Source organism: Phreatobacter sp. (assembly GCF_016793595.1).
In the GTDB taxonomy this organism is placed as follows: domain Bacteria; phylum Pseudomonadota; class Alphaproteobacteria; order Rhizobiales; family Phreatobacteraceae; genus Phreatobacter.
Genome location: NZ_JAEULY010000016.1, coordinates 1 through 17,468, shown reverse-complemented (window position 1 = coordinate 17,468; position 17,468 = coordinate 1). Strand labels below are relative to the sequence as shown.

The window sequence follows — 17,468 nt, the reverse complement described above, 5'->3', positions numbered from 1 at the left end:
CATGAAAACCACCCTCTTGCGCCGCGCGGTGTTGGCCGGTGCGATCGCCACGTCCGGCCTGGTCGGCATCACCGCAGCGAGCCCGGCCCACGCCCAGCTCGGCGGGATCGTCTACGACCCGACGAACTACGCCCAAAATGTGCTGACGGCGGCTCGGTCGCTCCAGCAGATCAACAACCAGATTCAGCAAATCCAGCAGCAGGCGACGAGCCTCACCAACGAGGCGCGCAATCTCGCCTCGCTGCCGTTCAGTTCGCTCCAGCAGCTCCAACAGCAGGTTCAGCAAACGCAGCAGCTTCTCGGCGAGGCGCAGCGGATCGCCTACGACGTGCAGAACGTCCAGCAGGCGTTCAATGGTCGCTATAGGGGCGCAGCGCTCACCGGCAGCCACGCGCAGATGGTCGCCAACGCCAATGCGCGCTGGGAGGATAGCGTCGGCGCGTTCGAGGACGCGCTGCGCGTTCAAGCTGGCGTCGTCGGCAATATCGACGGCGCGCGCACGACGATGAACGGCCTGGTCACGTCCAGTCAGTCGGCGACGGGCGCGCTTCAGGCCGCGCAGGCGGGCAACCAGCTTCTCGCCCTGCAATCGCAGCAGATCGCCGATCTCACGGCCCTCATCGCGGCGCAGGGCCGCGCGCAGGCGCTGGACGCGGCTCGCCATACGGCAGCGGAGGAGGAAGGCCGCGAACGGCGTCGTCGTTTCCTCACTCCGTCCACCGGCTACCAGCCGGGCAACGCCCGCATGTTCCGCGACTGACTCCCGTGGACAGCAAGCTCCTCGCCCGGATCGGCGCCATCGTGTTCGTCGCCATCGCAATCACCATGACCGCGATCGAGATGGCGCGCGCGCCCGAACCGATGCGCGAGGCGCCAGTGTCCGTCGCCGAAACCACGGCGACGGACCCGCTGCTGATCGAACTGCGCCGTTGCCAGTCACTCGGACAGGCCGGCGCGAGCGATCCCGATTGCCTTCGCGCATGGGCGGAAAACCGCCGCCGCTTCCTCGCGCCTGGTTCGCGTCCCGACGCCCGCATCGCCGATGGGGCGACCCCGCAGGAGAACTGACATGGGCGGCACCGGCGTCGTCGATCGCTTTCTGGATGTCTTCACCCGCTACATCGACAGCGGGTTCGGCCTGCTTGGCGGCGAAGTGGCGTTCATCGCCACGACGTTGATCGTCATCGACGTGACGCTTGCCGCGCTGTTCTGGACGTGGGGCGAAGGCGACGACATTCTTGCTCGGCTCATCAAGAAGACCCTGTTCGTCGGCGTCTTCGCCTACATCATCGGCAACTGGAACAGCCTGGCGCGGATCGTCTTCGAGAGCTTCGCCGGCTTGGGATTGAAAGCGTCCGGCACCGGTTTCACGGCCGCCGAACTGCTCCACCCGGGCCGCGTTGCTCAGGTCGGCCTTGAGGCGGGACAGCCCATCCTCGAATCCATCTCCGACCTGATGGGTTGGATCGCCTTCTTCGAGAATTTCATCCAGATTGCGTGCCTGCTGTTCGCCTGGGTGCTGGTCATCCTCGCCTTCTTCATCCTGGCGATCCAGCTTTTCATCACTCTCATTGAGTTTAAGCTGGCGACGCTCGCGGGCTTCGTGCTGATCCCATTTGGCCTGTTCGGCAAGACCGCCTTCATGGCCGAGCGCGTGCTGGGGCTGGTCATCTCGTCGGGCGTCAAGGTGCTGGTGCTCGCCGTCATCGTCGGCATCGGCTCCACCCTGTTCGACGAATTCCGCGCCGGCTTTGGCGGCGCACAGCCGACCATCGAGGACGCGATGGCGGTCGCGCTCGCCTCGCTCTGCCTGCTCGGTCTTGGCATCTTCGGCCCGTCGATTGCCAACGGCATCGTCTCCGGCGGTCCCGCGCTTGGTGCTGGCGCCGCGGCCGGAACCGCGCTCGCCGCCGGTGGCGCGCTGGTCGGCGGCGCTGCCGCCGCTCGCCTCGGCGCTGGCGCAGTCGCCGGTGCGGTTGGCGGCGCGGCCCGAGGTGCGGCCTTCACCTCCGGCGCAGCAAACAGCGCCTATGCGCTCGGCTCTGCCGGAAAGTCCGGCGCAGCCGCCGCAGCGGGCGGCGCGGCCGGCGTCGGGCGGGCCGCCGTGGGCGCCGCCACATCACCGCTGCGCCGGGCCGCTGCCTCGCTCAAGGAAAGCTACCGCTCCGGCGGCCGAGCCGCCGTCACCGCCACGGGCGGCACCATTTCAGGCGGCAGCGCATCGCCCGCGCCGGAGCCGTCCAGCGGTCCGCCGTCCTGGGCCACCGCCATGAAGCGCCGCCAAACCATGACCCACGGCGCGACGGTCGCCGCCCACACACTGCGCTCCGGCGACGGTGGCGGCAGCGGCGCATCGGTCGATGTCAGCCAGAAGGATTGATCCATGTTCAAACGCCCCAGCCTCCGCTACGGCCAGACGCCGGAACCGACGACCCCTTACCAACGCGCCGCGCAAGCCTGGGACGACCGGATCGGATCGTCTCGTGTGCAGGCGAAAAACTGGCGCATCGCCTTCTTCGGCGCGCTGGCGCTGTCGAGCGGCCTGACCGCTGGCCTCATCTGGCAATCCGCGCGCGGCCATATCGTCCCCTGGGTCGTACAGGTCGATCGGCTCGGCGAAGCGCAGGCGGTCGCCCCGGCCGAAGCCGGCTATCGCCCGACCGATCCGCAGATCGCGTTCCACCTCGCGCGCTTCATCGAGCAGGTCCGCGCGATCCCCGCCGATCCCGTGATCGTCCGTCAGAACTGGCTGCGCGCCTATGACTTCACCACCGATCGCGGCGCGGTGGCGCTCAACGACTATGCGCGCGCCAACGATCCCTTCGCCAATGTCGGAAGGGTGCAGGTCGCGGTGGACGTGTCGAGCGTGATCCGGGCTTCGCCCGACAGCTTCCGCGTCGCCTGGACCGAGCGCCGCTATCAGGACGGCAGCCTCACCACGACCGAGCGCTGGTCCGCGATCCTCACCGTCGTCGTGCAGCCTCCGCGCACGCCCGACGCCCTGCGCAAGAATCCGCTCGGCGTCTTCGTCAATGCCCTCAACTGGTCAAAGGAACTGTCGCAATGACCGTCAGTCCGTATCGCCGTGCCGCATCGGCGGCGCTGCTCGTTTCCGCCACCGCGCTCGCCGGATGCGCCACCACCTCGGCGCGGCCGCCCGCCATCACCTATGACGATCCCCCGGCCGAGATCGCTGCGACGCTCGCACCAGAGCCGCCGCGCCCGGTCGAAGTAGTGACGATCCCCGAACCGTTGCCGCTTCCGGGCCAGTTGATGCCCGTGCCCGACACACGCCGCCCGCCGGAACCGACCGATCCTCGCCAGCGCGTCGGCGCGGCGAACGCGGCCGCCCGCGTCCAGCCCGTCCGCGACGGTTTCCTCAACGCCATCCAGCAATATCCGTGGACCGACGGCGCGCTCTATCAGGTCTATACCGCGCCGGGTCAGGTGACGGACATCGCCTTGCAGGAAGGCGAACAACTCGTCGGGCTAGGGCCGGTCGCGGCCGGCGATACGGTCAGGTGGATTATCGGCGACACCATCAGCGGCAGCGGTCCCACCGCGCGCGTCCACATCCTCGTCAAGCCAACCCGGCCTGATCTCACCACCAATCTCGTCATCAACACCGATCGGCGCACCTATCATCTGGAACTTCGCGCCACGTCCTCGACCTACATGGCGTCGGTGAGCTGGACCTATCCGCAGGACGCATTGATCGCCTTGCAGGGCCGCAACGCGGCGGCCGCAGCCGCCGCGCCTGTGGCGAGCGGCATCGAGCTGACCACACTCAATTTCCGCTATCGCATCGACGGTGATCGCACGCCTTGGCGACCGGCGCGCGCGTTCGACGATGGACGGCAGGTGTTCATCGAGTTTCCAGCCGGGATCTCGCAGGGCGAGATGCCGCCGCTGTTCGTAAGTGGCGCATCTGGCGAAGCCGAGCTGGTCAATTACCGGGTGCAGGGCCGCTACATGGTCGTGGACCGCCTGTTCGCCGCCGCCGAACTGCGGCTGGGCGACCGGCGCACCGCGCAGCGTGTCCGCATCGTCCGCACCGATGGACGGGAGCGGCGGCCGTGAGCGATCCTACCGTCACCGCACAACCCGCCGCACGGGCAGCGCAGCCCGATCCGAACGCATTCCAGCTACGCGGGCCGCAACCGCGCGTCATGCGCTTGTCGCGCAAGGCGCTCGCCGTCGTCGGTGTCGCCGCCGGCCTCGGCATCGGCGGCTCGCTGATCTATGCGCTACGACCGCCAAGCGATCGCCAAGCACAGGAACTCTACAACACCGACAGCCGGACCACGGCCGAGACCATCACGTCGGGACCGCGCGACTATGCTCAGGCGCCGCGCCTCGGCCCGCCGCTTCCCGGCGATCTCGGCGGCCCGATCGTGTCGGCGCAGCAGCGCGGCGAGAATGTGCCGGTCCCGGCGATGGGCGCGGGGGTCGCGCCGCCCGATCCGCGCGCGCAGGCCGAGGAGGCCGCCCGCCAGCGCGCCGCTCAGGAACGCGACGCTGCGCGCACCAGCTCGGTTTTCCTCGGCAGCAGCGCGGGCGCCGCAGCATCACCCGCACCGGCTATGCCGGCTCTGGCCGCGCCAGCGACACCGACGCCAGCGGATACGCCCCCACAGGGGGATCAGGCGGGCAGGCGCGCCTTCATGGCGCAAGCGTCCAACCAGCGCACCGTCAGCGTCGAGCGACTGACGGCTCCGGCCTCGGCGAACATCGTGCAAGCGGGCAGCGTTATCCCTGCCGCGCTCATCACCGGCATCCGCTCCGACCTGCCCGGCCAGATCACCGCACAGGTGACGGCCAATGTCTATGACAGCCCGACCGGGCGCATCCTGCTCATTCCGCAGGGCTCGCGTCTGATCGGGGAATATGACAGCGAGGTCGCCGCAGGACAGACCCGCGTGCTGCTCGCCTGGGATCGGCTCATCATGCCGGACGGCCGCTCGATCGTTCTCGAGCGCCAGCCTGGCACGGACGGCGCCGGCTTCGCAGGGCTACAGGACCGGGTGAACCAGCATTGGGGGAACCTGCTCAAGGCCGCTGCGGTTTCGACGCTGCTCGGCGTCGGCGCCGAGCTGGGGGCGGACAGCGAGGACGACCTGACCCGCGCGCTGCGGCGTGGCTCGCAGGACACCATCAACCAGACCGGCCAGCAGATCGTGCGGCGGCAGCTCAATGTGCCGCCGACGCTCACGGTCCGGCCGGGCCATCCGCTGCGCGTGGTCCTGACCCGCGACCTGGTGCTTGAACCGATGGGAGCGACAAGATGACGAAGTTGAAGCTGGGGCCGCTCGCCGATGACCGGCCCGTGAAGCTGACGGTGGAGCTGCCGGCTTCTGTCCACCGCGATCTTGCGGCTTACGCCGCCGCGCTCGCAATCGAGACGGGCGGGGACGCCATTCCTCCCGAAAAGCTCGTCTCGCCGATGCTGGCGAAGTTCATGGCGAGCGACCGGGGCTTTTCCCGCCGCCGTGACGCCAAGGGCTGAGCCGTCCGGCTAGGATCAGTTGCCCAAGAACCGCCTGCGGCGCTCCTGGGCATCGACCTTGATGATCGCTTCCTCGGCATTGGCGCATTCGCCGCCGCGCACCGAGCCGTCGCGGCATCCGGCCACGACCTGCCGCGCTTCGTCGAGATGCGCCATGAAATACTGAGTCTCGCGCGCTTCGCTCGATGCCGAAGGAAAGGGTGTCGGCATGCTGGCGACCACGGTTGCAGGCGATGGGGCAATGACGGGTCGCAAGATGAACCCGCCTGCGAAGCCGATCGCCAAAGTGACGATCAAGACGATGATTGTCTTATCTTGCGACACGGCTTTGAACTCCTAAAACTAGTGGCGCATTTTACTCGAATCTCGGCGGGAAATCAAAAGACAGCGCGTATCGCGCTTTGATGAATCCAAGGAAGCGGCGAAGCGCCGGATTGCTGTTTTCGTCGCGCCAGCAGCCGGAATAGCCGATCAGCGCCGGCCCCTGTTCTCCGTGGATCGGTCGATAAACGACGTCGGGATAGTGCGCGCCCGTCGAGCCCTCACACACGATGCTCACGCCCGAGCTGCCACCAAGGATGCTCAGGACGGTTTCACGGCTCGTCTGCGTCATCCTTATGTCAGGTTTAGTACCCGATACCGATAGGCGGCCGAGCAGCATGTCGCGCATCTCCGGGCCAGGATCGGCAACGGGTAAGTGGAACCGCTCGCTCCGAAGATCCGTCCAGTGGATAAGATCGCGCTCGGCGAGCGCATGAGAAGCGGGGAGCGCAACAAGCATCCGCTCGCTCCACAAAGTCTCGCAGCGAAAGCCATTATGCCCGGCGGCCCCCATGAGGATCGCCATGTCGACCTCGCCGGTGTCCAAGCCGGCCAGAAGCACACTGCGGTCGGCTTCGACACAATCCACCTCAACGCCGGGGTGCGCTTCGTGCCAGCTCATTAGAGTCGCCCGCAGATTGCCGGCGGATACGGAACTGTTGTGCCCCAGCTTTAGCCCTCCAGCACGGCCTTGACCTGCCGCGCGCATCATCGCCACCATGTTATCCGCTGTCGCCACCATCGGCTTGGCGCTACGTAGAAAGGTGCCGCCCGCAAGTGTTGTGGTTACGCCCGAGCGCGAGCGCTCAAAGATCGGCATCCCGATCGCCCTTTCGAGCCTTAAGATGTTCCGGCTAAGCGTTGATTGCTCAATATCGAGAGCGCGAGCCGCTCGATAAAAGCTACCGTGGTCTGCTGCGGCGATAGCGTAACGGAGTTGGCGGATCTCGAAGGGCACTGTGAACTCGGCTCATCTTCGAACCAGATGCGTTTGGCCAACAATCATCAAGCGCGGTTGCGGAGCCACTGGTAGCTGAGCGATCTCGATGCCTGTTGATGACATGAGGACGTGAAGGGGTTTCATCACGGTCACGCCAGCACGATCCCCGGTCCGTTAGCTACTTGGCGACGGAGAAGCCGTCGATGTTGGTGCCACGGCCCGGTAAGCGGCCTCGACAAGACCAGTCAGTTCAGCCGTCGGTATCTGATCGACGCGAGTGAAGTTGAAGCATGACTTGCCCTGCATACGGCCCCGGAGCACGGAGCTGGCATCGCTCATGAGCTCGGGACAAAGGTATACCGGATAGAGGTGGAGAGATACGTAGGACTTTTTGGCCTGCACCGCGGCGAACATCTGTGGTTTTCCCGGAGACCTAATCTCTTCTAGGTAGAAGTTATTTTCGGTATCTGACTTGACCGAAAACTTGGCAGCGTAGGGGCGTATAAGGCCCACCAACGTCTCGAATACCGGAGGGGTGCTCATGCCACTGCTCGGGGAGCGAGACGTGCGGCAAGCATCGTTGCTAGGAGCAGCGCCAACCCCGCAGCCGGCACGAACCAGACAGGATGAGGGAACGAGAGGATATTCACAAGCGACAGCATCGCTAACAGGGCACCGACCGCCCAAGCCAAAGCAGCAGACTGCCCAAGGCGGGAGGCTACAACGCCACCAACCACGGCCCCTACCCCTAAAGCAAAAATTGCGGCGCCGAAGGCACCGTCGCCAGAGAGGATCGCGTGACCTGCCGTCTCGACGCCCGCAACGCATAGGCTCGCCGCGATCACGCCCGCTAACAACCCTAAACCTTTTCGTACCACAGGACTCATCCGATTCTCCCTTCGCACCGAGGGATAAGGCTCCCAATCTGATGCCGTCTTGTTAAATTCGGCACCTAGGAAGCGGGTACGAAGTGAGGCGCCGCTTTGGGAGCTGAGACGCTTGCACGCGCAGTTGCGTAACGCGCGGGCGGGACGCCCGCAAATCGGGTAAATTCCCGCGTCATGTGCGCCTGATCTGCGAAACCAAACGCCGCAGCCGCATCCGCCAGGGAACCGGGCGCTGGCTCTGCACGCAAGAATTCGTCAAATCTGCTCAGTTGCAACCACAATTTCGGCGAGAGGCCGACCTTGCTCGCAAACCGCTTACGCAGAGCCCTCGGCGACAGTTGAAGCATCTCGGCGAGAGCGTCGGTCCGCCAACCTGTAGAGGACAACTCGCTAGATTGCGGCAACCAACCTGCGTCGCTGTGATCCAACTGTGTCTCTAGCCAGTGCGCGAGCAATTTCATGCGGTCCCCGTCGCTATACATATGCAACAGTCGCTCGCGGAGCTCGTTGGCCGCAGAACCCAAGATTGCATCGAGCGGAATTGGGAACCCGCCAGCCCTCATTGCTGCCGCGCCAAAGAGCCGAGCTGCGGTAAACAGGTGCAGCCGCGCCCCGATCAGATGAAGTTCGCCCAGCGTCTCGGCCCAGCGCGGTTTCACTTGCAGCGGGGTGAGCCACCCGTCGCGGTAGGTTAGCGGAAGTGACGACGCGTCGGCTCGCCATAGGTGTACGCCCGACAAGCTTATAATGAGTTCGACGTACGGCTTAGGTAGCCCGACATACGCCCCTGGAGGATGGCCGCGCAGCGTCCAAAGCGAAATGACGCCGCATCGGAGCCTGATAGGTGCGGGTTGTAAAAGCATCCTCATACTGGAGTCTTAGCAGCTCCGCGGCTAAGCCGCATCGGTTACTCGATTGTACCTCGTAGCTGTATAGACATCCGAAACGGAGCAGGATTTCGTATCGCGAAACCCTGCTGATCGAAGACTGGAACGGATGATCCCGTCGCCAACCTCAACTCCGCGTCCTTTGCGGTAGACCATCCAAATCGGCAGAGAGGGCTTTGATGCGCTTGCGGCGAAAGCATTTTCGAGGTCGCCTATCTCGTCGACACAAGCGATGATGATCGCCGCCACCTCGACATCATTAACCAAGGCGCCTGCGAGCGCTCGACAAAGTTCGGCATCGGCAGTCTGCCCGACCAGAAACGCGCCTGCGCCTTTGTCCAAGCCAAGCTTGACACGGAGGGTTGGCGGCGGGGTAGCGATGGCGAGGCGCCAAGCCTCGGCTGCTTTGGCGCCGAGTTCGAGACGCACGTGTTCCCCTAAGCAATGGAAATGCAGCGCGTCACCGTCTGCGCGGACATCTCCTATCGCCGATCTCGGGTAGCGGCGTCGGATTTCGCCGCGCAGGATCAATTCGCTACTTTCGAGCAGTGCCTTTACTTCCCCAGCTTGCCCGTCGACGGTCGCGTAGATGAGCGCCTCTCGACCCATCACAGCTCCCCTAGTTCGAGTATGGCTTTTCCCACCGCAGTAAGCGTGGCTTGATCCGTCCTATAGCGCCAGAAGCGACCGTCGCGATTGAGGCGTAACAGCCCGCTTTTTCGCAGTACTTTGAGGTGCTCCGAAACCGTCGCGAGCGACAGTGTTGAGCGCGCCGCCAGTTCGCCCGCCGCTTTTTCGTCTTTCAAGCATTCACGAACGAAATCGAGCCGGTCAACATGGCCTAGCGCGCGCAATGCCTCGCAAAATTGCGCCTCCGGCAGCGGCATCACTTTTGGATCAGTGTTAGAAGATTGCCTGCCGGATCGCGGATTTGCCCTTTCTTGACCCACCCATTGTCGGTGGCCGGCATCGCTACGGACCCGCCCTCAGACTCTGCACGCAACAAGGATTCTACCAAGTCGGTGACCACGACGCCGATTGTCAGGGATGGCTGCTCCGCTTCGACTATTCCGCCCGCCAAACTCGGCGTAGAAATTTGCGAGTAACCCGGCCCGCGTGAAGCAATGTCCCATCCAAACAGAGCCTCATAAAATTTTGTCAGGCTGGCGAGATCCGGCCCCGATATATCGAAGTGGCCAATCACCGCAGCGTCCGTCTTCATTGCCTCTCTCCCTGAAACTCACGCTTATTATTTCGGGATAATACGAAACGTCAAGGTGGTGGAGGCCTGCTTTGGTCGTGCGGTCCAGGACGCTAGAAAATGACGCGGGCCGTGTAGTCGCCTAACCGAAGTGCGCCTGTCCGCAACCGCCCAGGAGCCGAATCGCCGAACTGTTGGCTAAGCCATTGTTGGGTTCGTAGATCGAGCGGCGCGAGACGGTGCCAATAGACGACAGGGTGGCATCTCCCGGCGGCTCTAGGGAGCGCTAAGGCGCAGGAATAGTGCGCATCCTTATCGGGCGGCCCGCCATATGACGCCGTTCCCTGCTTAACGTCCGCAGCGGCTACGCCGGGGAAGCGTGCGCTGCGATCACGATGGCTACAAAGTGCTCTTTTGCATATGGAGCTTTTCTCATACTCGAAGGAGACGGGGGCGAAGGGGCGTACCATCCGAATCAAACGGGCAGCCGTTCCGCTGGCAGGCATATGTTGTGGATTTGTTCCGCTAAACCTGCTTTAACCAGGGGGTCAATGATGGAGCCTGCGCGCCGATCGAGTAAGCGGTTCAAAACTGAGAGAAACTTATGGCGAGAACGGCAGCAAAAATTGGCCTGGCAGCAACTAACATTCTGCCGTTTCCCGGACCAAAAGCGCATATTGAGACTGCCGACAATCTAACTTTCATGCGGTCTCTGCCGAAAGAGTCCATGCACCTGATTGTTACGTCCCCGCCCTATAACATCGGCAAGGCGTATGAGAAGCGGCGGTCGCACGAGGTCTATATCGAGGAGCAGACCGCAACAATCGCCGAGGCGGTCCGACTGTTACATCCGAAAGGTTCGATTTGCTGGCAGGTCGGCAACCATGTCGACGATGGGGAAGTCTTCCCGCTCGACATCCTGTTGTACCCGTTGTTTCGTAACCACGGCTTGAAGCTGCGCAACCGCATCGTGTGGACATTCGGTCATGGGCTGCACTGCCAGAAGCGCTTCTCAGGACGGCATGAAACCATCCTTTGGTTCACGCGGGATGATGACCATATTTTCAATCTCGATCCAGTCCGCGTTCCGAGCAAGTACCCTGAGAAGAAGCATTTCAAAGGGCCGCGGCGCGGAGAAATGTCGGGAAATCCCCTCGGCAAAAATCCGTCGGACGTTTGGGATATCCCCAACGTCAAAGCGAACCATGTCGAGAAGACCGAGCATCCATGCCAGTTTCCTGTCGGGCTTGTCGAACGTCTTGTGCTGTCGCTTACCAATCGCGGCGACAATGTGCTCGATCCCTATCTTGGCGTCGGGTCGTCGGCGATTGCCGCGCTGAAGAACGGCCGCAACGCCTATGGCTGCGATGTCATGCCAGAGTATATCGAGATCGCTCAGCAGCGCGTGGCTGATTTTCGGGCAGGCACTCTGCGCACCCGCCCTATGAATAAGCCGGTATACGAACCCATGACCCGGGAGGCGGAATGAGACTGGCATGGGTAGCGAACCACAATAACGGCCAAACCGAGTGGGAGAATCGCGAGCTTTTCGAATGGCTGACAGATGTCTTTCAGGTGCCGGCACTGGCTTTGAAGCCTGGAGTCACTCAGGACATTCGAGCGCATGTCCGCGGCGAATTCGAAAAAGAAGGCTGGGCGATCAATGTCCGGGTTGACCCGGACTACGATCTCACGGTGTTCGCCGTTCGCGATGACCTCGCCGTCCAGTTGCAAACTGGAAACATGAGCCGCGCGCCCTACGACCTGTTGAAGCTGCAATATCTGCACACGACCAACCGCATCAAGGCGGCGGCGCTTGCGCTGCCCACAAAGCAGGGCGCGGCGGCACTAGGTAGTAACATCGCCCATGCCGACCGCGTGGCAAGTGAGCTTCAGCTCTTCAAGCACATAATCAATATACCGATTTTGGTGGTGGCATTCGACTAGGGGTGTTGATGACCTTTAAGATCAAGATAAAGGCGCCAGCAACACGCGAGGCTCAAATTAGGAGCTCGGTCGCTGCAAGCCAGGAAAAGCAGGACTTCTACGATTTCCGCCACGAGCGGACCGAGTTACCGCGCGTCCGCATTCCGCAGGACCTCCTCTTGTACAGGATGGAGAATTTCCGGACTTTCACCGACCAGCAGGAGTATCTCGCCAAAGAATCTCTGCCCGCAAGTTTCTTTCATGCCGGGCAAGAGAACGAGACAGTCCAGCAAATCCAGCATGGTTTGCTCGCGGCTCTCTCAAGACAGGGTCGCGCAGATTCGGTCGTCCCCGTAATCGACGTGTTACGGACTGAGAAGCAACGCGAGCCGTTGCTGATCACTTATCGCGGTGTTGTCGTTAACGGGAATCGACGGCTGGCGGCGATGCGCGAGCTGATGGACGAAGATGAGGTCGCAAACCACGCGTTCAATGCAGTTACATGCCTTGTCTTGCCCGAAGACGCCTCGCCAGATGACATCATCGAAGTCGAGGCCGGATTGCAGGGCCGCCCCGAAACCAAGCTGGACTATGACTGGATTGGGGACGGTCAGCTTATTAAGCGGCTGTTTGAAATTGGCTGGACCGAGCGGCAGATGACAGACCGCCTCCGCCGAAAGCCGAGCGAGATACGAAACTCTCTTGCTGCGCTCACCGAAGCCAATCTGTATCTGAAGGATTGGCGGAATGCCGAGGGCCAATACACCCTGGTGCGTGATTCCGAGCAGTTTTTCAAAGACTTACCTGGCCACGTTCAGAAGAAGGATACCGACTTGGCGAACGCCAGTCGTGCTATCGCCTGGACATTGCACGACCATCGGGATTCTTTGAACGAGCGTTTGTATGCGTTCAACATCGCGATGGGAGGCAAAGCGGCGGACGTTCTCGATCGGCTATCGTCAGAACTAGGCATATCGCTGAGTAAGCCAGAAGCGCTGGAGGATGACGGCGACTTTATTGTTAATATAGAGGAAGCCGATGACGAGGTTTCCTATCAGCCTATCGTCGACTTGCTGTCGGACGAAGACAGGCGACAGGAGGCGGTCGAGACTCTCATAGACATTTGTCGAACGGTTATTGAAGAAGAACGCGGCAAGAAAACAGGCACCGTCGCGCTGAAAGCAATCGGCGCCGCAAATGCACGCCTGATGGAAGTCGATCTTAGTCGGGCTGACCCGGCCTCGTATCATGCTATTGGCCGTCAGCTTGAGCAAATAACTTCCCGCGTCGCGTCGCTAACTGAACAGCTCACAGCGCTCGCTGCGAAACGCCAGGTGACGGGGACTGACACGGATCAATGACCCCGGCCGACACAATAGGCATTGAATATGATCCCGTTCGGATCACCGGGCGTTTCAGCCGGCTCGAGGGCAACCAGTCGTCAATCTGGGATCGCCTACTGGCGGCAACTGTAGGATCGTCGTCGGACGTATCCGTCGCTCATGAAACGCTCGAAGTGCCTTGGCCGCAGGCGCTGACGATCATTCGGGACTATGGCAGCCGTAGCCAGCAAGAGGCACTGAACTTTCGTTTCCGACCATTCGGCGAAGCTCAGGCACGCATTGCCACCTTTGCCAACGAGGTAAAGCGGGCGAATGCGTCGCGAGACAGTCTCAATGTTCTCATGGATCGTGACGAGATCAACGGCAGTCTCGAAGCATTGGGTTTCACGCTGCGGACGCTAAAGCCGTTCCAGCTTCGCGATGTGGAGCGACTTCTGTCACTGCCACATGGCGCTAATTTCTCTGTCCCAGGCGCGGGAAAAACGACCGTCACCTTCGCCCTTCACCTGCTCACCAGGAAGCCCGGGCAACATTTTTTTGTCATTGGCCCGCGAGCGGCCTTCCCAGCATGGAAAACCATCATTGGCGAGTGCATCGCGCCTGAGGCCCCTCTGGAGGTTCGCGAGCCTTTCACGGTGCTGGAAGGCCGTCCCGATCATATCGACCGGCAGCTACGATCCGGCGCCACGCGGTTTCTTATCAGTTACGACTTGATGCTCCGTAATGGAGATACGCTAGCCAACTATTTCGCTCGGCAGCCAGTCCATCTTGTGCTCGACGAGGCGCATCGCATGAAGGCGGGCCTGAACTCGCAACGCGGCGCGTATCTGTTGAACGTTTCCGGGCTGCCATCGCGTAGAGATATACTGACCGGAACACCAATGCCGCAGAGCGCCGAAGACCTCGCGGCACAGTTAGCATTTCTATGGCCCGGCCAAGGACTGGATTTGCAGATTAGTCGAGGGGTCGCGCCGCGGGAAGTTCTCGGAAATCTCTATGTCCGCACCACCAAGTCCGAACTCGGTATTCCAAAGGCATTTCGACACTTTCGGCAAGTCGACATGGCTCCCGGACATACCGCGCTTTATGGGATCGTTCGTAACGAGACGCTTCGTCAGTTAAGCGGCGTTGTGGCGGCAGGGAATCTGGCGGACATCGCTCGCGCGCGGCGATCGGTAATGCGTCTGCTTCAGCTCTCAACTAATCCCATTCTCGCGCTCCAGGGCTTGTCCGATGGACTCGCTACTAGCGATTCCGGTGTAGTCGAGCTTGTCCTTGAAGAGGGGCCGTCGACAAAGATGCGGGCGGTCGCGGACCATGCGCGCGAGCTGGCGCGAGAAGGTCGTAAGGTCGTTATCTGGACGATCTTCACCAATACCTTGCTCGATATGGAGCGCATGCTGGCTGATCTAAATCCGGTTACGCTTTTTGGTGCCGTTCCCAACGGCGACGACACCGACTCAGACACGCGAGAAGGGCGGCTTCGGCGCTTCCACGAGGATGAGAGTTGCATGTGCATGATCGCTAATCCGGCTGCTGCCGGAGAAGGCATCAGCCTGCACATGGTTTGCCATGACGCGATATATCTCGATCGTAGCTACGTCTCAACGCACTACCTCCAGTCGATCGATCGCATTCACAGGCTTGGTCTTCCACCCGGAACCGAGACAAACATCTACATATATCAGACCAAGGCGCCCGCCGGGCTCGGCAGCATCGACTATTCGGTCAATCGTCGGCTGAGTACGAAGATACGCGCGCTCCAGCAGCTACTGAATGATGAGGACCTGCATGAGGTCGCACTTGATGAGGAGAATGCCGCAGACCCGGTCAATCTCGATGTCGATCTTCAGGACGTCATTGATCTTCTCGACGAGCTTGAAGGTCGCGCGCCCGTTTCTCAGGACGAAGACGATTGAGCGACGTCGCGTTCGAGCGCACTTTTTCGATGGCGACGTTTGAGGCGCTTCGGCTGATCCGTCAGGAGCGTGCTGAGAATCCAGGCGTCGCGGCACCTGAGATTGTGGAAATCGTTCGCGAGGTTCGGGCCAATAACGCCAATCACGATTTTGAAGCTGCGCTTGCGCTTGATGCTCTCGTGATTGACGACGTGTTGACCGTCGACACCATCGAATTTTATCGCCTGTGCATCGAAGCCTGCGTCTTTGCGCATCGACCGCTTTGGGTCAAAACGATCCCGTACGGCCGCAAATCGTTCGTTCAGAAGCTCGGGCGCGACGAGGCTCAATGCTTCGAAGCATCGGGACTAATGGACGATCCTCCGACGGAAACCATCATTGCATGGTGGGATTCAATTTCCGGCAGAACCCGGTCACAGTCTGACCTCGAAAAGATGCGGCAAGCACGAGCCGCAGAGCGGCTAAGCTTGGAATATGAGCAGGCTCGTCTCGACAAACTCGGGATCGACCGTCGCGCAGTTTGGATGTCGATTGACGACAATTGGGCCGGCTACGACATACTTTCCTATGACCTGGGGCCAGCGGGCATCACGTCACGTATGATTGAGGTGAAATCAACTATCGCCTCGCCGCTCCGCTATTTTCTGTCCCGTAACGAGTGGAACGTTTGCAAGAAAGTGGGTGCCGCCTACCACATCCATATTTGGGATATGACAACCGGCAAGCTCTTCATCCGCACGGGCGCCGACATCGCCGAGCACATTCCAGAAGAGCGTGGCGCCGGAAAGTGGGCCACGTTGGAGATACGCGTGGGCGCGGACTCGGCGATTGTAAACGATGCTTGACCCGACCCTCACCTTTCACCTCAGCCCACCTCATCTCATCTCATCTCATCTTGTCTGGCCTTCGCCCGTCGTCTCGGTGAGGATTCAGTCACTCATAGCCAGAGGCCACCCCACGGCTTCACATGCGACCACCACTCGGTCGGTGTCAGGATGCGAAGCGGAAGCTCGGGTAGGCGATCGCGCTTGGAGACGATCGTCCGCACGTCCGCAGTGACAAACGCGTCACAGCCTAGTCCGATCGCGTTGCCGAGAAGCTCTCGATCTGAGCGGTCGGGTAGCGCGTTTAGGAAAGCGGAACCAGCGACGCGCCGACCCAGATCATCGCCATGCCGGCTTTCTTCGGTGGCGAATTCTAGCATCTCCAACACGTAAGAGGAGAGCGAGCCCCTGGTAGTTTCACACAACGTTCGGTTTACCTCTTCAAGGGTCTTGGCGGAGGCTCGCAGCGTCCAATTCGCCCTCGCTCCGACAGCGAAGACATGCATGAGCGCCTCAACGTCGCGAGATCGGTTCAGAGGCGTTGCCGGATTCGGCCGCTCCATCTCAAAGATGACCGGTGCGTACTTGATGATGAGATTCACGATGTTCGTGTCGAGGAAGACTCGTGCTGGGATCTGCTCAAAAGGATAGCGTGCGCAATCGGCGCTGTGATCTTTTGCCTTGTCGTACATGATCCACTTACCGCGGACCGCGTCCCAGCGTTCAACAAGCATCGCCGACTACCTCCACCATGCGCCCTTCCAGTCGCCGCGAGAACGGCTTGAACACCCCCCTTGTCGATGATCGGCCGACACCACGCAATTGATGCCGTAGATCGGTATTCGTGGGACGGCGCCATTGGGCGATTGAAGGCAACTCACGGCGATACTATCGTAGTGCTACAGCGTAGGTGTAGTGCTCATCTTCATCGGGCGTGGCCCGCCAGCATCATCGCTTCCGATGATGCTCCCGCCGCCGACATTGCGGCGCTTTCTCCCAGGCTGATATTTCTCCGCCAGCGGAACCCCGGCGATCCTCGGCCGTTGATATGCGACGCCGGAAATGCCGTAGGGAAAACGCACGTGGCGCCCCGCGATCCGCCATGCGGACCGACCGACGGCATCGAGCCTCCGCAACCGTGACCTGGGGCGCCCGGAACACCACTCGATGCAGGGATCAGCCAGGGAGATTGGCCATGATCAACCCGAAAGAACCCGGCGGCTGGGGCCGCGACATTCCCGGTCAACCGGCCGGGACCAAGGACCACGCATCCGGCATGCGGCAGGCCTTCCCGCGCGATGTCGATGACGAGTTCGGCCACCATCCGCGCCGCGAGCGGGATGAGCCACGGCCCTCTCGCCCCGACAGGGCGGACAACGCTCGCCGGAAGGCGCACTGATGGGCAACGAGGCCGTCATTCGCCTGACCGAGCTCGACGAGCGCATCGCGCGCGTCCGCGAGGAGCTGCGTGAACTCTCCCACCGGGGCGCCGCCACCTCCGGCCCGGCCGGAGAGGAGCGCATCGCGGAAATGATCGCGGAGAAGGAGGCCCAGCTCGCCGAACTCCTGAAGGCGCACCGCTAGGGTCCGTACTCGATAAGCTCTGGCGAGGATCGATCATTGCTGATTCAAGGCTCCTGGAAGGAGTCTTGGGATGGCGAAGCGGGTTCAATGGCTGAGTGATGAGGAATGGGCTCGTATCGAGCCTCTGTTG

At 61.9% G+C, this 17,468-nt stretch carries 21 protein-coding genes; 14 read left to right on the top strand and 7 right to left on the bottom strand.

Annotation, left to right across the window (positions count from 1 at the left end):
• The first annotated feature begins 1 nt into the window (after position 1).
• Genes trbJ through JNK84_RS17280 form a run of 7 tightly spaced genes read left to right on the top strand, consistent with a single transcriptional unit; the run spans position 2 to position 5,506 of the window.
• The gene (gene trbJ / locus JNK84_RS17310; RefSeq protein WP_293425977.1) at positions 2 to 760 is read left to right on the top strand and encodes a P-type conjugative transfer protein TrbJ; all 759 of its coding nucleotides are present in this window, start codon (positions 2 to 4) and stop codon (positions 758 to 760) included.
• Between the two features lie 5 nt (positions 761 to 765).
• Positions 766 to 1,068, top strand: a complete 303-nt coding sequence (gene trbK-alt, locus JNK84_RS17305; protein WP_293425975.1) for a putative entry exclusion protein TrbK-alt — start codon at positions 766 to 768, stop codon at positions 1,066 to 1,068.
• Between the two features lies 1 nt (position 1,069).
• The gene (gene trbL, locus JNK84_RS17300; protein ID WP_293425973.1) at positions 1,070 to 2,380 is read left to right on the top strand and encodes a P-type conjugative transfer protein TrbL; all 1,311 of its coding nucleotides are present in this window, start codon (positions 1,070 to 1,072) and stop codon (positions 2,378 to 2,380) included.
• A gap of 3 nt (positions 2,381 to 2,383) precedes the next feature.
• Positions 2,384 to 3,067: a conjugal transfer protein TrbF gene (trbF, locus tag JNK84_RS17295; protein ID WP_293425972.1), complete on the top strand. Its 684-nt coding sequence runs from the start codon at positions 2,384 to 2,386 to the stop codon at positions 3,065 to 3,067.
• Positions 3,064 to 4,080, top strand: coding sequence for a P-type conjugative transfer protein TrbG (gene trbG, locus JNK84_RS17290; RefSeq protein ID WP_293425971.1), 1,017 nt, complete (start codon positions 3,064 to 3,066; stop codon positions 4,078 to 4,080). Before trbF ends, trbG begins: the two co-directional genes overlap by 4 nt.
• Complete coding sequence (locus JNK84_RS17285; RefSeq protein WP_293425970.1) at positions 4,077 to 5,288, top strand: TrbI/VirB10 family protein; 1,212 nt, start codon at positions 4,077 to 4,079, stop codon at positions 5,286 to 5,288. Before trbG ends, JNK84_RS17285 begins: the two co-directional genes overlap by 4 nt.
• Positions 5,285 to 5,506 (top strand): DUF2274 domain-containing protein, encoded by a 222-nt coding sequence (locus JNK84_RS17280; RefSeq protein WP_293425969.1) that lies wholly within the window; start codon positions 5,285 to 5,287, stop codon positions 5,504 to 5,506. Before JNK84_RS17285 ends, JNK84_RS17280 begins: the two co-directional genes overlap by 4 nt.
• A 15-nt stretch (positions 5,507 to 5,521) precedes the next feature.
• Here JNK84_RS17280 and JNK84_RS17275 read toward each other — a convergent pair whose 3' ends face one another.
• The 6 genes from JNK84_RS17275 to JNK84_RS17255 form a co-directional block, all read right to left on the bottom strand.
• Positions 5,522 to 5,830 carry a hypothetical protein gene (locus JNK84_RS17275; protein ID WP_293425968.1) on the bottom strand — a complete coding sequence of 103 codons (309 nt, stop codon included), beginning with the start codon at positions 5,828 to 5,830 and terminating at the stop codon, positions 5,522 to 5,524.
• 31 nt (positions 5,831 to 5,861) lie between these two features.
• Positions 5,862 to 6,785: a LysR family transcriptional regulator gene (locus JNK84_RS17270; RefSeq protein WP_293425966.1), complete on the bottom strand. Its 924-nt coding sequence runs from the start codon at positions 6,783 to 6,785 to the stop codon at positions 5,862 to 5,864.
• 934 nt (positions 6,786 to 7,719) lie between these two features.
• The gene (locus JNK84_RS23500) at positions 7,720 to 8,001 is read right to left on the bottom strand and encodes a helix-turn-helix domain-containing protein (RefSeq protein WP_367272360.1); all 282 of its coding nucleotides are present in this window, start codon (positions 7,999 to 8,001) and stop codon (positions 7,720 to 7,722) included.
• Between the two features lie 546 nt (positions 8,002 to 8,547).
• Positions 8,548 to 9,150, bottom strand: a complete 603-nt coding sequence (locus JNK84_RS17265; RefSeq protein ID WP_293425964.1) for a hypothetical protein — start codon at positions 9,148 to 9,150, stop codon at positions 8,548 to 8,550.
• A complete protein-coding gene (locus tag JNK84_RS17260; protein ID WP_293425962.1) occupies positions 9,150 to 9,428 on the bottom strand; it encodes an ArsR/SmtB family transcription factor in 279 nt (92 codons plus the stop codon). The genes JNK84_RS17265 and JNK84_RS17260 overlap by 1 nt, the downstream gene beginning before the upstream one ends.
• Positions 9,428 to 9,763 carry a VOC family protein gene (locus JNK84_RS17255; protein ID WP_293425960.1) on the bottom strand — a complete coding sequence of 112 codons (336 nt, stop codon included), beginning with the start codon at positions 9,761 to 9,763 and terminating at the stop codon, positions 9,428 to 9,430. The genes JNK84_RS17260 and JNK84_RS17255 overlap by 1 nt, the downstream gene beginning before the upstream one ends.
• Positions 9,764 to 10,346: 583 nt before the next feature.
• Here JNK84_RS17255 and JNK84_RS17250 point away from each other — a divergent pair.
• From JNK84_RS17250 to JNK84_RS17230, 5 genes are read left to right on the top strand one after another with little or no spacing between them, the layout of a single operon-like run.
• Positions 10,347 to 11,231, top strand: a complete 885-nt coding sequence (locus JNK84_RS17250; RefSeq protein ID WP_293425958.1) for a DNA-methyltransferase — start codon at positions 10,347 to 10,349, stop codon at positions 11,229 to 11,231.
• Positions 11,228 to 11,689 (top strand): BglII/BstYI family type II restriction endonuclease, encoded by a 462-nt coding sequence (locus JNK84_RS17245; RefSeq protein WP_293425956.1) that lies wholly within the window; start codon positions 11,228 to 11,230, stop codon positions 11,687 to 11,689. Before JNK84_RS17250 ends, JNK84_RS17245 begins: the two co-directional genes overlap by 4 nt.
• Positions 11,690 to 11,697: 8 nt before the next feature.
• Positions 11,698 to 13,029 (top strand): hypothetical protein, encoded by a 1,332-nt coding sequence (locus tag JNK84_RS17240; RefSeq protein WP_293425954.1) that lies wholly within the window; start codon positions 11,698 to 11,700, stop codon positions 13,027 to 13,029.
• Positions 13,026 to 14,930, top strand: a complete 1,905-nt coding sequence (locus tag JNK84_RS17235; protein WP_293425952.1) for an SNF2-related protein — start codon at positions 13,026 to 13,028, stop codon at positions 14,928 to 14,930. Before JNK84_RS17240 ends, JNK84_RS17235 begins: the two co-directional genes overlap by 4 nt.
• Positions 14,927 to 15,775: a DUF3883 domain-containing protein gene (locus JNK84_RS17230; protein ID WP_293425950.1), complete on the top strand. Its 849-nt coding sequence runs from the start codon at positions 14,927 to 14,929 to the stop codon at positions 15,773 to 15,775. The genes JNK84_RS17235 and JNK84_RS17230 overlap by 4 nt, the downstream gene beginning before the upstream one ends.
• A gap of 92 nt (positions 15,776 to 15,867) precedes the next feature.
• Here JNK84_RS17230 and JNK84_RS17225 read toward each other — a convergent pair whose 3' ends face one another.
• Positions 15,868 to 16,488, bottom strand: coding sequence for a hypothetical protein (locus tag JNK84_RS17225; protein ID WP_293425948.1), 621 nt, complete (start codon positions 16,486 to 16,488; stop codon positions 15,868 to 15,870).
• Positions 16,489 to 16,949: 461 nt separating this feature from the next.
• Between JNK84_RS17225 and JNK84_RS17220 the strand changes: the two genes are divergently transcribed.
• Complete coding sequence (locus tag JNK84_RS17220) at positions 16,950 to 17,153, top strand: hypothetical protein (RefSeq protein ID WP_293425946.1); 204 nt, start codon at positions 16,950 to 16,952, stop codon at positions 17,151 to 17,153.
• On the top strand, positions 17,153 to 17,338 hold the full coding sequence (locus JNK84_RS17215; protein WP_293425944.1) for a hypothetical protein: 186 nt from the start codon (positions 17,153 to 17,155) through the stop codon (positions 17,336 to 17,338). Before JNK84_RS17220 ends, JNK84_RS17215 begins: the two co-directional genes overlap by 1 nt.
• Positions 17,339 to 17,468 lie beyond the last annotated feature (130 nt).

What these genes read in the sequence shown, in the direction of transcription:
- JNK84_RS17265 (WP_293425964.1), bottom strand. Translation starts at nt 9,150, where the DNA reads ATGGGTCGAGAGGCGCTCATCTACGCGACCGTCGACGGGCAAGCTGGG.
- JNK84_RS17250 (WP_293425958.1), top strand. Translation starts at nt 10,347, where the DNA reads ATGGCGAGAACGGCAGCAAAAATTGGCCTGGCAGCAACTAACATTCTG.
- trbJ (WP_293425977.1), top strand. Translation starts at nt 2, where the DNA reads ATGAAAACCACCCTCTTGCGCCGCGCGGTGTTGGCCGGTGCGATCGCC.
- trbL (WP_293425973.1), top strand. Translation starts at nt 1,070, where the DNA reads ATGGGCGGCACCGGCGTCGTCGATCGCTTTCTGGATGTCTTCACCCGC.
- JNK84_RS17225 (WP_293425948.1), bottom strand. Translation starts at nt 16,488, where the DNA reads ATGCTTGTTGAACGCTGGGACGCGGTCCGCGGTAAGTGGATCATGTAC.
- trbG (WP_293425971.1), top strand. Translation starts at nt 3,064, where the DNA reads ATGACCGTCAGTCCGTATCGCCGTGCCGCATCGGCGGCGCTGCTCGTT.
- JNK84_RS17215 (WP_293425944.1), top strand. Translation starts at nt 17,153, where the DNA reads ATGGGCAACGAGGCCGTCATTCGCCTGACCGAGCTCGACGAGCGCATC.
- JNK84_RS17240 (WP_293425954.1), top strand. Translation starts at nt 11,698, where the DNA reads ATGACCTTTAAGATCAAGATAAAGGCGCCAGCAACACGCGAGGCTCAA.
- trbF (WP_293425972.1), top strand. Translation starts at nt 2,384, where the DNA reads ATGTTCAAACGCCCCAGCCTCCGCTACGGCCAGACGCCGGAACCGACG.
- JNK84_RS17235 (WP_293425952.1), top strand. Translation starts at nt 13,026, where the DNA reads ATGACCCCGGCCGACACAATAGGCATTGAATATGATCCCGTTCGGATC.
- JNK84_RS23500 (WP_367272360.1), bottom strand. Translation starts at nt 8,001, where the DNA reads ATGCTTCAACTGTCGCCGAGGGCTCTGCGTAAGCGGTTTGCGAGCAAG.
- JNK84_RS17245 (WP_293425956.1), top strand. Translation starts at nt 11,228, where the DNA reads ATGAGACTGGCATGGGTAGCGAACCACAATAACGGCCAAACCGAGTGG.
- JNK84_RS17220 (WP_293425946.1), top strand. Translation starts at nt 16,950, where the DNA reads ATGATCAACCCGAAAGAACCCGGCGGCTGGGGCCGCGACATTCCCGGT.
- JNK84_RS17280 (WP_293425969.1), top strand. Translation starts at nt 5,285, where the DNA reads ATGACGAAGTTGAAGCTGGGGCCGCTCGCCGATGACCGGCCCGTGAAG.
- JNK84_RS17255 (WP_293425960.1), bottom strand. Translation starts at nt 9,763, where the DNA reads ATGAAGACGGACGCTGCGGTGATTGGCCACTTCGATATATCGGGGCCG.
- JNK84_RS17260 (WP_293425962.1), bottom strand. Translation starts at nt 9,428, where the DNA reads ATGCCGCTGCCGGAGGCGCAATTTTGCGAGGCATTGCGCGCGCTAGGC.